A 16,293-nucleotide genomic window follows, 5' to 3' on the forward strand; every position below is an offset into this window, starting at 1 on the left:
AAAGAATCAACCTGTGCATTTTGAAGACCGAATGAGTTAAGGCCAATAAATTTCAGGCTGGTGTCGTATTCTGTTTTTTGAGTCTTTTCAAGGGCCTTGTATTTACTTACCCAGTATTGCACTTTCGAGCGTGTTACTCCAATTTGTTTGGCGTAACTTCCTAAAGTTTGACCACTTTCCTGCTGTAGAACCACATGCTCAAGCATGCTACGGTTCAAAAATTTTCTGTGTTTCATGATTTTTTTGTGATAAAGCTAATAACCACTTTCATGACAGGAAAGATGGGGTTGGTGGGGTGGATACGGAAAAATAGCCAGAGCATATACACATGGTCTTGCACAAGGTATGATATCAGAAGTATTTGGTGGTGATTTCATGACCGGTTTTGCTGCTGGTGGATTAGGTTCTTTAGGAGGTTCTGCTTTTATGATGTATGGAGGAAAGTTTGCAAGTAGTTCGGCAGGTACATATTCTTTCTCGGGTTTGGCTGGAGGATTAGGGTCTGAATTGACGGGGGGGCAGCTTTTGGGAAGGTGCAGCTATTGGCGTAATGAATGCTGGGTTAAATCATCTGCAAGCGATGGTGGGAGAAGCTGGCGCAAGATACTATGCGAATAAAAAAGCCGGGTATAACGATATGTGGAATAATTCATTTGAAAATGGAATTCCCACCAGAGAAGTTTCTGCATGGGAGCTTGAAAATGGTGATTTGATTATGTTGCCATATGATAAGAATGGGTTGGATTATAGTGATAATAGAGCATTGAAAGTATTCAGTACTAAGTCCGGAAAGAAGTATGTGAGTTTTAATGGTAAAACTTATGCGATTAAAACACATGCACATACACATCCCCGAGCAGCGAATGGTATTGGACTACTCAATAATCCTAAGTCAGCAGATGTTAGAATGTTTAATTTTATGGGTAAAAAACCAATTCATATTTTATATAACCATAAAGTTTACTCAGCGATGTATTGGGGCGATGAGTGGAACTGGAAAACAATTGGAAGATGGTAAAAAAGGTAATAGGAATACTAATATTTATACTGGTAAGTGGTTCTTTTTATTGTCAGGATTTGAAAATGAAAAGTGAATTTGGGTTAGTATTAACTAATCAAGAGCTTATTGCTCAAATCAGATTGTATCAAAAAACTGTTAAAGTACCATCAGTAAAGAATAAATTTGTTGTTGTATATTGTAAGAAAATTGACAAAACTATTAATGAATATTCATTAATCTATTGTATTGATGTTAACAGGTTACTTTTAGATCCCCCGCAAGTATTTTTTACAATAGATAATCAATTAGTAGGTTTTATTTTTGAAGGTGTTGATTGTTTTGCATTAACTAAAAGCTCTTTAATATCAATAATGCAAAGTTACTTACCTGAAGATTATGAATATTATTTAAAATTTAACGATTTTCCACCTCCCATAACTGCAAGGGATGAAATATGGAAGTTAAGATTTAAGGATGGTAAATTAATAGAAAAACAAGTAATTGGAAACTAAATTTAAAGAATTGATTTGAACGGATTTGTTATTCCCTTTTCCGAATAGATTTATTCAAGGAATTCACAAAACCATTAACTAGGGAGGAACTCGGATATTTTGGTGCTGCTGGTGCTTTAGGGGCTGGTGTTGGAGTTGGAATACAAACAGCCAGTGCAGGTGCTTCTTTTTGGGCTGTTTTTGTAGGTTCTTCACAGGGAATATCTACGATATTATCCGTGGGCTATACAAGTAGTTTTATGACAGGAGCCGCAGTTGGTGCCGGTGCAGGTTTTGCAGGAGGTTTTACCACTGGTTTTGGAAACGGTTTAATGGAAGGAAAATTCCAGGACCATACGATTATAATGATGGACACCATGTGATAGTAATCACCAGGACCATGTGATTATAATTAGCGATATCATGTGATAGTAATCAACAGGACCATGTGATTATAATTAGTGACACCATGTGATAGTAATCACCAGGACCATGTGATTATAATTAGTGATATCATGTGATAGTAATTAACAGGACCATGTGATTATAATTGGTGACACCATGTGATAGTAATCACCGAAGGGTCTAACCCCCAAAAAAAAGATCAGACAATCGTAAAAACCCGGCCCTTTATTTATGCATGAATATAGCCTGCTTTTGACAGTCAAATATCTGGAATATCATACATGTTTGCGATAGGACTACCAAGCATCATAAACACTACAGGGGCATCACAAGTGCCAGCAGAACCAATAAAACCATCAAGCACTTTAAGTATACTTCCTTTATCCTCATTATCCATCTTCTCAATTTCATTGAGTTGTTTAAGCATCTCAGGGGCTTTTAAAATGTTTTCTTTGTCAGTCTCTCCCAATAAGTAACCTACCGTTGTACTAACCAGTTTTGCTATTTTCTTAGCAGCTCCAATACTTGGTTGCATTTCATCACGCTCCGATAGCTTATGAAAAATTTTTGTCTGTAGTCTATGAAAAATTTTTCTGCGTAGGTTACAAAAAAAAATTCTGCCTGCCTTATGAAAAATTTTTCTGTGTAGCTTACAGAAAATTTTTCCCGATAGGTTACAAAAAAAAATTCCCGATAAGTTAAGGGGAATTTTTCTCTCTGCCTTATGCAAAAAAATTTCCTGTAGTTTACCGGAAAAATTTCTCGTAAGGCTTAAGGAAAAATTTTGGTTAAGGCTGCCAAAAAGTTTCGTTAACCTAACGAAAAAATTTCCTTAAGGCTTTCGAAAAGTTTCGTTAAGGCTACCAAAATTTTTCCGATAGCTTATGAAAAATTTTTGTTTGTAGTCTATGTAAAATTTTTCTGCGTAGGTTACAAAAAAAAGTTCTGCTTGCCTTATGAAAAATTTTTCTGCATAGGTTATAAAAAAAAATTCTGCCTGCCTTACGAAAAATTTTTCCTGCTAACCTATGAGAAAAAATTTTTGGTAAGTTATGAGCAATTTTTTTACGGTTTTTCCCCAATGAGATTATTAGACCCTTGGTCGTTGTGTATTTACAATCCGCAACTATTAATAAAAAAAGCCTCAAACCCGAGATTAAAGGCATCCCGAATTTGAGGCAGATAAGCACTGTTCAACTCATTTCCAATAACCACTAACATAGCCCCTTTTGCGTTCCGGATGTCTCCGGGAAACGTACCGGCCGTGGGTTCGTATTTCATCCATGGCCTGTTTCAGATAAGTATAAGCTCGGTCACACATAATTTTAGACTCAGAACAGGCATTCCTAAAAAATACAACTTTCAGAAAACATTACAAATTTAAAAAAGTATCAATAATATGTCAAATATTATTGATTTATTTTGCTTTTATACAGAATAAAAACACATCGGCCTATCATAAGTAATAATTTATATAACCAAAAGCATTTTACTTTTCCTTCTAAAATTATCATACTTTTATAAACACCCTCTTCTTGTATAGGAAATATCCAATAACCCAGAAAAAGAAGACATGTGTTAAAGCATAGAGCAACGAACCGTTCATATTTCCTGCCAGAGGAACAAAAATATTTTCATAGAGCCAGGTGCTGCCACGCATAACGGTGCCATCGGCCAATTCAATCTTAATAATCATCCCCAAAGTACGGGCCCACAATCCTGACAAGGCATAAATAAACAAGGGATTCATCCCGAACACCACAAAAAACGAAGTCCACTTTTTATATCCCTTGATGTCGATAATAAAAATCAACAGTGCAAAGGCCATGGCGGCCAGACCGGCAGTATAGAGCACATAAGAGCCGGTCCAGAGGGGTTTGTTGATGGGAAATACGAGGCCCCACAATCGGCCGGCAATGGCAACAATAAGTCCATAGAGCGCCAGTTGGCCGGGAATTTTGACTTTTTCGGTAGTTTTGATAAATACACCGGTAAGATAACCTAATAAAACTGTTACTACTGCAGGGATGGTACTCAGCAACCCTTCGGGATCGAAAGGAATACCAAAACCCCTGTAGAGATGTTGTTCGCCCAGAATGGCAGCATCGAAAGGTATGGTTACATTACCGTTAAGACTGTACGGGTCCTCGCCGCCAAACCAACCCAATATCCCCCAGTAAAGTAATAGTATGGAAAAACCCAACAAAGGAATATATTTTCGTGGCACCGAAAGAACAATTAAAGACCCAAAACCATAGGCCAGGGCTATCCGCTGCAGTACACCCATAATGCGCAGGGTGCTATAGTCTCTGTCCCATTGAGGAAATGAATTCAGAAAAAGACCAATGGCGAAGATTAATAACGTTCTTCTTCCCAATCTCTTAAACGACTCTTTGTTAAGGGTATTCCCATATTTGGAAAAAGAGAAAAACATGGAAACGCCTACCACAAACAGGAAAAAGGGAAAAACCAAATCGGTGGGGGTGCATCCGTGCCAGCTGGAATGTCGTAAAGGCGCGTAAATATATTTCCAGCTGCCGGGGTTGTTGACAGTAATCATTAAAGCTATGGTCATACCCCGAAGCACATCCAGTGCCAGATATCGTTCTGTTTTCTTCATCGGTATAGAATTAATTAAGACATAAGATGTTTAAAGTTCAAAGTACTTCATGTATAGTCTGTAAATTTTGGTATCCTAAGTTCTCTATAAATTGGTCAAACAACCTATTTGCCTCCCTAACAATCTGTTGCCTCATTCTTAATCAAGCCCGTTTCAGCTGTCATTTTCACAATAAAGCATTATGTGTCTGTGCCTTTGTTCCGCTATACTTAATCTACTTTCTTAGAAAAGGCCCAAAGCCCCAGGTAAACCAGAAGCCCGTTCAGAAGCAACAATTCGAAACCAAAGCGGTAACCACCAAACCACTCTTCAGAATTGCTACTCACGACATAACAGATGATCGGTGATAATACACTTATAAACGGAACAAAGCGGTCTCTCACCTTTCGCTTCGTCAAAATACCGAAGGTGAATAATCCCAGTAAGGGACCATAGGTATAACCTGCAGCGGTAAACACCGAGTTGACCACACTCTCATCGTTGATAATCCGGAATAGTACAATGACCAAAAACATGATGAATGAAAAGGTCAGATGCACCCTGATTCTCTTTTTTTCTGTCGAGGGTTGCTTGGGATCCACATTCAGAAAGTCGATGCAAAAAGCGGTGGTGAGTGCTGTTAGTGATGAATCGGCACTGGAATAGGCAGCTGCGGTAATTCCCAACAGGAAGAAAACGCCCACGGCGGTGCCAAAATATTTGATGGCCAGCAGAGGAAACAGATCATCGGTACGTTCCGGCAGGGCTATACCCATCTGTTCCGCATAGTGGTAGAGCAACACTCCCAGCCCCAGAAACAGCAAGTTGGCAGCCACAAACGAAAAGCTGAACCAAAAAAGATTTTTTTGTGCTTCCTTAAGATTTTTGCACGTGAGATTTTTTTGCATCATATTTTGATCCAACCCGGTCATCACGATGGTAATGCCAATCCCGGCCAGAAACTGCTTGAAAAAGTTGGTGCCCGACTGCCAGTTCCAGTCGAATATTTTACTGTAAGGATGGTGAATAATTGTGGAAAATAAATCACCCGTATCCATATCCAGATGTTTGAGCATTACAATAATGGTTACCACCACCGAAAGAAGGATAAACAACGTTTGTAAAGTATCGGTCCATACCACGGTTTTGATGCCTGCTTTAAAGGTATAGAGCCAGATTAGAGTAATAGTGGTTAATACAGTAACCCAGAAAGGAATACCCAAGGCATCAAAAAACGATATTTGAAGCACGCCCGCCACCAGATAAAGACGGAATGAAGCGCCGATGGTCTGCGATAACAGGAAAAAGAACGAACCGGTTTTGTAGGCGCGCAGACCAAACCTTTGATCCAGATAGGTGTATATGGAAACCAGGTTGCGACGGTAATAAAGCGGTAACAACACCAGTGCGATGACCCAGTATCCCACAAAATTGCCGAGGATAAACTGGAAATATCTCCAGGCACTGTTCCCCACCTCGCCCGGCACCGAAATAAAGGTGACACCAGAAATGGTGGCGCCAATCATTCCAAAAGCCACCAGATACCAGGGCGACTTGCGATTGCCGGTGAAAAAGGTTTCGCTGTTGCTGCCCCGCGACGAAAACCACGATATCAGAAACAGCGCGGCAAAAAAACCAAGTATAACAATTAATACGAGTGTGGTGCTCATCGAAGTATATGGTATTTAGTTATTAGTTGTTAGTGGTTAGTCAGTAGTGGTTAGTCAGTAGTCATTAGTTAATCAATACTAATTCACTAAGGACTGTTGACTAATGACTATTGACTTCTTTTCAAAACCTCATCATTGACCGAGGCTCAACTATCCGCTCAAAACCAAAGCCCGGCTATTGTTAAAAAAATTGCGGTACAGACTCCATGTTGGTGGGGCTCAGTGCCAAAATTACGAAATAGTACTTATCGGGGTTTGTCTCACGAGAAATCTTTATGGTACATTCATGTTCCCCTGTTATCAAAAAGATATTTTCCGGATTTTCGGTGTTTGCAGGTTTACCTTTCTTAAATTTATAAATCACAAAGGCACGGTTATTACGTCCCGGGTTCCAGGAAAGGTGAATGGTATTATCTTTAACCTCCATCTGCGTATTTTGCGGAACACCTGAAGTTATTTGCTGTACACGCTGGTTAACAGGTGGAAGGGCTTCATACCGGAAGGGGCCTCTCAGTAATTTATCTTTAAGTTTTAAAGGATTGCTTCTAAGTGATTTGGCACTAAAAAACATGCTGCCGTCAATGTTTGGGATAGTACGGTTGAGCTGAATCTGCTTAATTATCTGCCGTGAGGATCGCCATTGGCGGTCTTTGGCTTTACGATTGATGCGGTAGAAAGCCTGTCCGATATAGAGTCTACAGCCCAGGGCATTTTTACTCCACCAGTCGGCCAGGATAGCATAATCGGCCACCTCTTTGCCTATGTGCCAGTAGAGCTGAGGTGTCACATAATCGATCCACCCCTCTTGCTGCCATCGCAAAATATTGGCATACAAATCATCGTAGTTGGTCTGACCCGCTTTGGTTGCCGAACCGCGTGGATCGTCCGATTGATTGCGCCATACCCCGAAAGGACTGATTCCAAAAGCTACTGTGGGACGTACGGCTTTAATGGTATCATGCAACTGTTTGATGATCAGATCAACATTGTCTCTTCGCCAGTCTTCCTTTTGGTCGGGACTGAATCCGCGCGGATATTTTTCAAAAGCATCCTGGTCGGGAAATTCCTGACCTGCAATACGATAAGGGTAAAAATAATCATCGAAATGAAGCGCATCCACATCATATCGGCGTAAGAGGTCAGCCACAACAGCAGCCACATGGTTGCGTGTCTCCGGCAAACCGGGGTTAAAATAACGAGCCTTACCATAAGTAACAAACCATTCGGGATGCTGATTTATGGGATGATTTTCTGCGATTGAAGCCTTGGCCGTATCTACCACTGCCCGGTATGGGTTGAGCCAAAGGTGCAACTCCAGTCCTCTCTTACGACATTCGTCAATGGCAAACTGTAACGGGTCGTAGAAAGGGTCAGGGGCTTTTCCCTGTTCTCCCGTAAGCCATTGCGACCAGGGCTCCATATCTGATGGGAAGAAGGCATCTGTAGCGGGTCTGACCTGAAAGATGACAGTGTTGAGATGATATTCTCTTGCCAGGTCCAGCAATTCAATCATCTCCTCTTTTTGCATATTGACCGATAATCCCGGTTTGGAAGGCCAATCGATGTTGGCCACAGTGGCGATCCAGACGGCCCGCATCTCGCGTTTGGGATAATTACGGGCCGATAGCGCCAAAGAAACCAAAAGTGCTACTATGATAAGAGTGGTTTTCCGAATCATAATAAGATTTTTAGATGTAAGATTATTAGATTTAAGAAGTTAAACCGATTTCTCCTTTTATATCAAAAATGCCTTTAATCAATACCTATCCACAGAAATAACCACTATTGACCATTCCCCCTTTCAGCCTTTTTAATGCCAAATTGGGGATCAATTTTCAGAAACTTAATGACAATGAATCCGGGAATGGTACAGATTAACACCCAAATAAAGAAATTCTGATATCCCACAATTTCCTGTATCCATCCTGAAATCATGCCCGGAATCATCATGCCGAGAGCCATCAGGCCGGTACAAATGGCATAGTGGGCGGTTTTATGACTGCCTGCAGCAAAATAGATCATGTAAAGCATGTATGCTGTAAAGCCAAATCCATAGCCGAACTGTTCCACCGCCACTGATGCAGATATGAGCCACATACTCTGAGGCGTGGCATAGGAAAGGTAGACATACATCAGGTTGGGAAGGTTCATGGCCAGAGCCATGGGCCAAATCCAGTATTTCAGTCCATTGCGCGATGCCACCCATCCGCCCAGAATGCCGCCAAGTGTTAAGGCAAGAATTCCTATGGTACCATAAATTAATCCCACATCTCCTGTGGTGAGGCCCAACCCGCCGGCTTCACGCGCATCCAGCATAAAGGGCGATGCCAGTTTCACCAACTGAGATTCTCCCAGCCGGAACAACAACAGGAAGGCCAATGCAGAGCCTATATTCTTTTTGCGGAAGAACGATTTAAAAGTAATGAAAAACTCTTGAAAAAGACCTTCGTTGTTTTCCTGTACCGCCGGCTTATCGGTTGCCGGCCGTGGCAATATAAAACGGTGGTAAACAAAGAATATGAGAAATAATACAGTCAGAATAACAAAGGTGAGGCTCCAGGCCAGCGGAATTTTCCCGGAACGCCCTTCAAACCATGCGGCAGAAGCTCCTTGTAGCTTGGGGTCTAACTGAACCACCAGCCAGGCGGTTTTATTCCAGTTTGACCGGTTCATAACAATGCGTTCCCCTACAACGAGGCTGATGCTTTCATCGCCCCGCCTAAAACCGGTATTCAATATCACTTCCTGGTCCGGTTCGGGGGCGGCAGACAGTCGAAGTCCTACAAGAGCTACATTCCCCGGATGTAAAGAGGTTTCTACCGTTTGGTCACGACCAAAAAGATTCTTGAGTTGAGTTTTCAATGGACCGGAAATATGGTTGGTCCACCATCCACTCTCTTCTTTCTTTGATTCTTTAACCTCGGGAATCACAAATCCATTGGCAAGATTTTGCTGTGCCGCCCACCTCTTTAGACTGTCAATAATTTCGGGTTCAACTTTTTGTGTGGAAACTTGAAGCTCATTGGCAGTTAAAATGAATGTCAACTCATCATTCCCGTCGGTTTGACGAAATTCGGGAACATCAATCCGTGCAGGCAAATCGGGGCGTGCATGGACCGAAAACTCAACAGGTGGTAAACCGGTAGAGGTTTCAAAAAAGCCGGCCAAAATGATGAGCAGCCCCTGCCCCGTAATCATTGCGATGCGGTAAAACGTGCTTCTGATACCAATAAACAAAGCTTGTTTGTGCTCGTCCAACGCCAGCATATAGAAGCCGTCGGCAGCAATATCATGTGTAGCCGAAGAAAATGCCAAAAGCCAAAAAAAGGCCAAAGTATATTTAAAAAAACCGGGTGCCGGAATCGTTAAAGCCACGCCGGCCAAACCCGCTCCCACCAATAGCTGCATGATTACAATCCACCATCGTTTGGTTTTTAACAGGTCCACCACGGGGCTCCACAAAGGTTTAATTACCCACGGCAGATACAGCCAGCTGGTATAAAGCGCTATATCGGCATTGGATATACCCAAACGTTTGTACATTATTACCGAAACGGTCATGACAATTACATAAGGAATACCTTGCGCAAAGTAGAGCGTAGGCACCCAACTCCAGGGGGAACGGTTGTTTTTACCCATAAATGCAACGGTTTTATTTACTTAAATAATCTCTTAACAAGCCAAAGGCACTTTAAAAAAAAGAACTTTTTCTGCCTTTACCTTATAGTGATAAATCCTGTTATTTATAAACTTTTAAAATGATAACCGCGCTTTCGCAGCTCATCAATAATATCACCTAGATGCATGTAAAGCTTATCTTCACGATCTGGATGTACGCCAGGGTGTATAAGAATGACAGCCCCATTTAAACCTTTTGTTTCCTCAAAATGCAAAAGGCGACCAATCAAAGCCTTACTGCTTTTATAGTTGCTCATTTGAGGTGTAGTATAATCGGCATTGGTACCTACTCCGGGGGTAAAACAGACGACCTCCATATTCATTTCCCGGGTCCAATCAACAATTGGCTGATTATACCATTCATAAGGCGGCAAAAACCAACGAACAGAATCTTTGCTAATACCCAATTGGGTAATGGCTTTTAAATTTTTCTCAAGATCTTTCCGAAAAGTCTTTTTTGTAATCAATAGCGAATCCCTTTTCCCCCAGTCGGCATACAATAAATGAGCATCGGAATGAGGACCAAGATAATGATTATCGGCAACTATTCTTTTTATAACTTTTTGATTTTCTTTATTTCTCAGGCATCGGCCGGTAAGGAAAAATGAAGCTTTTACATTTTTTGCTGACAACACATTCAATATATGCGAGGCACCTTCAAAATGTTCATCAGCAGAAAAAATAAGATAAATGTTTGGAAAGGCCTTGTCAAAACCAATAACCGCACCATACTGGTCACGAACGACGCCGCTATACCCATCAGGATAAGCCTCCAATGATGATAAATAAAAAATCAAAGAGGCTGTTCCATCCATTGTAGGCTCATTGGTCGAATAATCACCTATATCGTCATGATAAACCGCTTTACCATTCTGAAAAATGGCATATTCGTCTTCTTCCAACAGGGTAACACCTCTTAAATTCTCAAATATTGACCGATAAACAGGGCCATCCACTAATCCGCCCAAGGTATTCTTTCCTAAAAGCAGGGGAAAAGCCGAATGGGGGTGGGTAGGTGAATCCTCAACACCCGGTAATCCACATATCATGGCGGTGCCCCAGGGATTGCATCCAAAGAGCCAGTCACGCAAGGCAGCTTCCAGCGTCGAGAATCTGTCATCTCCTGTTAATTCGTGATATAACCGGGCCTGGGAAAGGGCAGCTGCAACCAAATTGTTTGAACACCAAATAAACGGAACTCCCATACGGAATGGATCTGTCGCTGCTTCCCGCTCCAGGGCCATTAATCCCTCTCGCATAAAAGCAATATACTTCTCTCTGGTTTCATCGTCAGCCTGTTTGGCCATTAAGTAGTGTCCAACATTTACAAAAGGATAAAACTGATAGTGCCTCGCACCATGCAACTTCATCCAGGGGGTTACCGGTTCTACCTCTCCCCAAAAGTCAGCGGCATCAAGCCAATGCTTAAGGCTGTCGTTATCGGCTAATGCCAGAGAGGCAGCAGCCAGCTCCATGTCGTCAACATAGTTTTGTTCTTCATAAAAATAGGGCGATACATAACAAGCCGTTTGTGTAGCACCGGGAAACTGTTCTCCAAAACGGTAAGCCTCTTTGGCCTTTTTTAACAGTATTTCGGTCCATTCGGGATACTCATTTTTCAAAACTTTCGCCGCCAATGCAAAAGCGGAGGCAAACTTACCGGCAACCGATGCCACCCCGGTTGTACGGTTCCGATGTGGTCCCAACCCCTGAGGCAGGCCTGTCACATAATAAACCGGCCGGCCAAAAGGTACACCATAGTCAACCGAATCCTTGTTAGGCAACCGAAACCCTGCATGATCGCGGTCATCAGCTATCTGATTGTACATCTCACCCGGTGCCGGGTTCATCCGCATGAGCCATTCCAATCCCCAGATCGCCTCATCCAGTACATCGGGCAAACCGTTGGCGCCCGGCTCCCCCCTTGAATCATATTGATCTTTAAAAACACCCGGATTTTTGTGATAAGCAAATAACATTTGAAAAACAGCATTCGCCGATGTATTGGTGTATTGCAGGTAATCGGATGCATCGTGCCATCCGCCGTGAACATCTATAGCCCGGCCCGAACGGGTTGGATGATCCACGATGGTTCCATCCTGAACGTGACAACTATCTTTCAGGAAAGGATTATAACCACATCTTTGTTGCCGCATGTAATGCAGCAAGAAATCAGCAGCCCCTTTAAATACGTCCGGTGCTATTTTAAATACCGGGGACTTATGACCACCAACTTCCAGATAATATTTCCCGGTTTTGTTGAAGTTCGAGAAATCCAGTCGAAAAGCCGTTTGCATTCCCCAGACAGAGCCATCTTCAACGGAAACATCTCCCTGATAAACAACCTCATCGTTTTGTACTGAACGAATTAAAAAAGAGCCGGCGGTTACGACCTCATCACTAATTAAGACCGCAATCTTAGATGTTTTTGGAAGGTACCCCAGCTGGTTTATTCTTATCCATACACCGGCAGTGGCACTCCACACAAAAAACATGCTTAACAGAACAACAGTTAGTAACCTTCTCTTTTTCATAATAGTACTTTTAGGTTATCATCAAAGACATGTGTACCCGGGATACCTTTAGGTCAAACGTATTGGTAAAGGAAAAAAGAACAAATAATCTCCACGAAAAATCATTAATAGCGTTTTTCCAGGCGGGCACCCCGAAAATAGTGGAAAAGAATATCCTGATAAGAATACCCTTTAGCACCCATTACGGCCGCACCAATCTGACACAAACCTACCCCATGCCCCCAGCCGGCACCAATGAGCGTGAAGGTGGTTGGTAATTCCCCATTCTTCTGTTCTTTTTCAATGATAAATGCAGAACTATACAAATGCGATTCTGACAAAGCCTTTCGAATTTCCAGCTCTTTGCCAATGGTTAGTTCGCCTTTTGTTCCCACTATTTTCAACCGGATTAACCTACCGGACACCCCTCGTTCGACCGGTATTAAGTCAACAATTTCGCCCAAATCGAGATTGATTTTCTTTTTCAAAAGCTCTTGAATTTTCTCCTGAGTGAGCACGACCCGCCATCGGTAAAAATCAGAGGTCTCCTGGTCATAATCGTTCAACACTTGAGAAAGAATTTGCCGGTCATGAGTATTACAAAAAGCTGGCGGACTGTTCAAAATCCATTCACGAGCGGCCGCTTCACCGGTCAAATCCAAATTATACCCTTCAGGCAATTTATCATTATCGATAACTTTCGTAAGATAGGGATGCCCGACCGGCTCCCAGACATTCTCAAAGAGTTCGGATACACCACCGCATGACTTCGAGAAACGGGCATCACAAATTGTATCATTATAAACCAGAACCTGCCCAAATGTGTCGGCAATGGCAGATTCTACCTCTTTTGTAGATGCCCTGGTAATACCCTGATAACGCTGACAATGGTCATCTGCACAAACATCAAAGTGAAGATGATCTTCACGGTCATACCACTTAATTCTTTCTCCCGGTCTCTCTATTGTCGTTTCATAAGAGCCTTTTTCCTTCAACTTTTGTTCTTTCTCTTTTTGCGCCATAAGCCAACTACGAGAGATAACGGCATGCGCTCTTAATAACTGGGGCGATGAAGTAGCACTCATCTCGGATGAAATAACACTCACCAGATAATCTTCCAACGGCAAACAATTGACAGCCGTCAAATGATCTTCTTCGCGGATAATCCTCAACATCCCTTTAAAACGCTGATTCTCTTTTCGCTCCCAGTGAAAATTGATACCAATAACCACATCTTTCAACTCAAAGCTACACTTTTGATAGTTGACAGGTTCCAGTTCTGCGGGAAGTGAGGTGGCAATTTCTATATCGTTGATCCATAGCGTCCATTTATCATTTTTTAAAACCGCTTTCCCCGGCCCTTTATAAATTTTGCCTGTAGCACGAAGCCGGTAAGGCCCTTCTAAGGTGAAGGAAAATTCCGGCGCCATCAACACGCCTACTTCTATATTTGGTTGCATATGATTATACTTTAAAGATAAGTTGTACCTGCGTCCATGTGTCATCATCAAGGGTCACCTGATTAAAAATATCATTAATGGTATCCGCATTTAATTTTTCAAAATCCTCTTCTCTGGGTGTAATCAAAACCCCACCAAAGTCGACAGAGGCGGGACTTAATAAAATCTGCTCGGCACCCTCGGCATAGAACTGCCGGGGTCGATGTTCCCTGCGTGGAAACAGAAAAACTCTCCACAAATCACGTTCCCGGGAACAAAGGATATTAACCATAGGCTCAACTTCCATGTGTTGAACCTTCCCAAGAAAAGTAAAAACCCGGGTGAACCATTTCAACAACATTTCTTCATCATCACTTTCAAAAACCAACGTTTTCCGAAGATAGTTCTCTATGGAAAAAACTTTAACCCTGTCCCGGTCCAGTAATTTAATTTTTCCGGGATGAGCTGATAATTCCTTCTCCACAGGCATAAAGCCTTTGTTGCCGGCCTGAAAGTGAAAGTGGTCAGGGGCACTGGCACCGCACCGTGGCCCATTATAGAAAATCACAAAGTCGGGAAGAGCACGAGCCAGGTTGAGCATATCTGTCAAACGGCCTTCAATTCGTTGATCTATATGGTCTTTATGAGGAATGGTCAGGTGCCTTGTAAAGATGGGAAAAGGATTGACCAAAATTGTATAATCTCCAAAACCGATACCTCTTTGTTGAACAGGAAGGTTTTCAGAACACAAAAAACATTTACGTTGCCGAATCGATTGCTCATCCACTTTGGCTGCCGAAGAGCGTATGCGGGCCGGATTAAACTGAATACGCATTGTCGTTGCGGGGGCAACCTCTAAAACCCGGGTTTTAACGCTGCTCAATCCCTGATAATTATCGCGTGCAAGGGGCCAGTTGATTAATTGCTCGTCGATCAGTTTATGGACGCCTTCCTGAAAATCTATGTTCATAGTCAATTTATTGCTCATTGGTTTCTTTTGTTTTTTTCAATTCGCGCCCATAACTCCATAGTTCTCACCTTATCTTTGTAAAAATTGTGCTGATTCATTTTAACGATATCCAAAGAGGCATCGGAATTGTCTTCCCACCTCCGGCATAAATAAAGTGGTTTATAAATTCTTCCTATTTGATAATCTCTGGAAACAGCCAACCCAACAGCATAATCTTCACCATAACTAACATTGGGAACCTTAATGCCGCGCAAAACGGGGGTATAGAAAGCCCGTGGGGCACCAAGGCCATTGATGCGAAGAGCATTGTTACGACCATTATCGGGGGTCCACTCTTTATGGTCAATAAGTCCGGGGGGGATTTCCTCCAGCTTAAAATTAACCATGCGATAGGTACCGACCACCATGGCACAATTTTGTTCGTAAAAAGCATCGACAATGGTTTGTAAAACATTCTCATCGGCATAAAGGTCATCGCTATCCAGCTGAACAGCAAACTTTCCGCAAGCATCATGCATGATGGCCAGATTCCAACACCCCCCTATGCCGAGGTCGGTTCTGTCGGGAATAATATGTATCAACCGGGAATCCTCCTTTGACAGCCTCTCGAGAATATCGGTGGTTCCGTCATTAGAATGGTTATCCACCACAATCAGGTTGAACTTAAAGTCAGGCTTTTGACTAAAAACTGACCTTACAGCATCTTCTATGGTCTTAACACGATTTTGAACAGGGATAATAACCGAGGCCTCTACGGGAAAATCCGACTCTCCAAACTCAACGGTTTTAAATTGCGGTTCCAAATATGCACCAATATCTTTCAGATGTTGTGTGCAGGCTTTTTCCATTTCAATTTGTGCATCCCTGTTTTTGGGATCTACATAATCAAAGATTTTTTCCCCTGACCTGCGTGTATCGGTTTCCATTTCGGTATAGAGATATTCCGGTAAATGGAAAAGCTTATATTGTTGAGATATTTTTAGTCGCAAGTCATACAAGCCGGCAAACCGAAATTCTTCCTCCATTTTGTTGGCTGCCTGACAAAATGCCGATGCTGAAAAAAGCAGTAATGAACCAAAATCGAAATCATCGCGCAAACTGCCATCCTGATACTCGATAACCGGATGGTTGGTCACTTTTCCCTCTTTTATAGCAAAAGAATCGGAATATACCATTCCCGCACCGGTAAACTGAGCGGCCTGAATCATACGTTCCAAAGAAAAAGGCCCAATTTTCAGGGGTAAAGTTTTAGTATATAATAATACATAATCCACCTCCATGGCATGTTGAGCAATTTGCTTAACCATGTCAGTAGAGTTCATCGCCGCTATCGGGAAAGAATTGACTCCCTCCGGCAGGGAAGAAGCCCTGTTATCGGACGTTTCCATAACGTAAATGAAGGAAATTGCATTAGTGTCTTTTAATTCCTGAATGGTACGATTTAAATCGGCTTCCGGTGCTACCGGTAAAAAACATGCAAGTTTGTTCATATTATTGTGTCGATTATGTTTTCAAATAATAATTTGGC

Annotated in this window: 15 protein-coding genes; 4 read left to right on the top strand and 11 right to left on the bottom strand. The window is 42.2% G+C overall.

What is annotated here, in order from left to right; all coding sequences use genetic code 11:
- Positions 1-236 (bottom strand): IS66 family insertion sequence element accessory protein TnpA (tnpA, locus tag BM130_RS06705; protein WP_217645607.1); only part of this gene is annotated, 236 nt, incomplete at its 3' end.
- 109 nt (positions 237-345) lie between these two features.
- Here tnpA and BM130_RS15275 point away from each other — a divergent pair.
- From BM130_RS15275 to BM130_RS15760, 4 genes are all read left to right on the top strand, one after another.
- Positions 346-618 carry a hypothetical protein gene (locus BM130_RS15275; protein WP_010526411.1) on the top strand — a complete coding sequence of 91 codons (273 nt, stop codon included), beginning with the start codon at positions 346-348 and terminating at the stop codon, positions 616-618.
- A complete protein-coding gene (locus BM130_RS06710; protein ID WP_074964316.1) occupies positions 581-1,018 on the top strand; it encodes a hypothetical protein in 438 nt (145 codons plus the stop codon). The genes BM130_RS15275 and BM130_RS06710 overlap by 38 nt, the downstream gene beginning before the upstream one ends.
- Positions 1,012-1,512 carry a hypothetical protein gene (locus BM130_RS06715; protein WP_010526409.1) on the top strand — a complete coding sequence of 167 codons (501 nt, stop codon included), beginning with the start codon at positions 1,012-1,014 and terminating at the stop codon, positions 1,510-1,512. The genes BM130_RS06710 and BM130_RS06715 overlap by 7 nt, the downstream gene beginning before the upstream one ends.
- A 239-nt stretch (positions 1,513-1,751) precedes the next feature.
- Entirely contained in the window at positions 1,752-1,874 is a 123-nt protein-coding gene (locus BM130_RS15760; protein WP_258164872.1) for a hypothetical protein, read from the top strand.
- A 281-nt stretch (positions 1,875-2,155) separates the two neighbouring features.
- Here BM130_RS15760 and BM130_RS06720 read toward each other — a convergent pair whose 3' ends face one another.
- The 10 genes from BM130_RS06720 to BM130_RS06760 all read right to left on the bottom strand — a co-directional run bounded on the left by BM130_RS06720 (position 2,156) and on the right by BM130_RS06760 (position 16,255).
- The gene (locus tag BM130_RS06720; RefSeq protein ID WP_010526408.1) at positions 2,156-2,626 is read right to left on the bottom strand and encodes a hypothetical protein; all 471 of its coding nucleotides are present in this window, start codon (positions 2,624-2,626) and stop codon (positions 2,156-2,158) included.
- Positions 2,627-3,009: 383 nt separating this feature from the next.
- Positions 3,010-3,177, bottom strand: a complete 168-nt coding sequence (locus BM130_RS15400; protein ID WP_157998092.1) for a hypothetical protein — start codon at positions 3,175-3,177, stop codon at positions 3,010-3,012.
- A gap of 229 nt (positions 3,178-3,406) precedes the next feature.
- Positions 3,407-4,516 carry an acyltransferase family protein gene (locus BM130_RS06725; RefSeq protein ID WP_010526407.1) on the bottom strand — a complete coding sequence of 370 codons (1,110 nt, stop codon included), beginning with the start codon at positions 4,514-4,516 and terminating at the stop codon, positions 3,407-3,409.
- Between the two features lie 209 nt (positions 4,517-4,725).
- Positions 4,726-6,165 carry a sodium:solute symporter gene (locus tag BM130_RS06730; RefSeq protein WP_010526406.1) on the bottom strand — a complete coding sequence of 480 codons (1,440 nt, stop codon included), beginning with the start codon at positions 6,163-6,165 and terminating at the stop codon, positions 4,726-4,728.
- A gap of 181 nt (positions 6,166-6,346) precedes the next feature.
- Positions 6,347-7,843: a glycoside hydrolase family 10-like protein gene (locus tag BM130_RS06735; RefSeq protein ID WP_083399207.1), complete on the bottom strand. Its 1,497-nt coding sequence runs from the start codon at positions 7,841-7,843 to the stop codon at positions 6,347-6,349.
- Between the two features lie 104 nt (positions 7,844-7,947).
- Positions 7,948-9,804, bottom strand: a complete 1,857-nt coding sequence (locus tag BM130_RS06740) for an MFS transporter (RefSeq protein WP_010526404.1) — start codon at positions 9,802-9,804, stop codon at positions 7,948-7,950.
- Positions 9,805-9,908: 104 nt separating this feature from the next.
- Positions 9,909-12,377 carry a bifunctional glycoside hydrolase family 9 protein/polysaccharide deacetylase gene (locus BM130_RS06745; protein WP_010526403.1) on the bottom strand — a complete coding sequence of 823 codons (2,469 nt, stop codon included), beginning with the start codon at positions 12,375-12,377 and terminating at the stop codon, positions 9,909-9,911.
- A gap of 104 nt (positions 12,378-12,481) precedes the next feature.
- Entirely contained in the window at positions 12,482-13,816 is a 1,335-nt protein-coding gene (locus BM130_RS06750; RefSeq protein ID WP_029626463.1) for a SpoIID/LytB domain-containing protein, read from the bottom strand.
- Positions 13,817-13,820: 4 nt separating this feature from the next.
- Complete coding sequence (locus BM130_RS06755) at positions 13,821-14,783, bottom strand: DUF4922 domain-containing protein (RefSeq protein WP_010526401.1); 963 nt, start codon at positions 14,781-14,783, stop codon at positions 13,821-13,823.
- On the bottom strand, positions 14,780-16,255 hold the full coding sequence (locus BM130_RS06760; RefSeq protein ID WP_010526400.1) for a glycosyltransferase family 2 protein: 1,476 nt from the start codon (positions 16,253-16,255) through the stop codon (positions 14,780-14,782). The genes BM130_RS06755 and BM130_RS06760 overlap by 4 nt, the downstream gene beginning before the upstream one ends.
- Positions 16,256-16,293: the final 38 nt, after the last annotated feature.

Origin of the sequence: Thermophagus xiamenensis (genome assembly GCF_900112795.1) — a bacterium.
In the GTDB taxonomy this organism is placed as follows: Bacteria; Bacteroidota; Bacteroidia; order Bacteroidales; family Marinilabiliaceae; genus Thermophagus; species Thermophagus xiamenensis.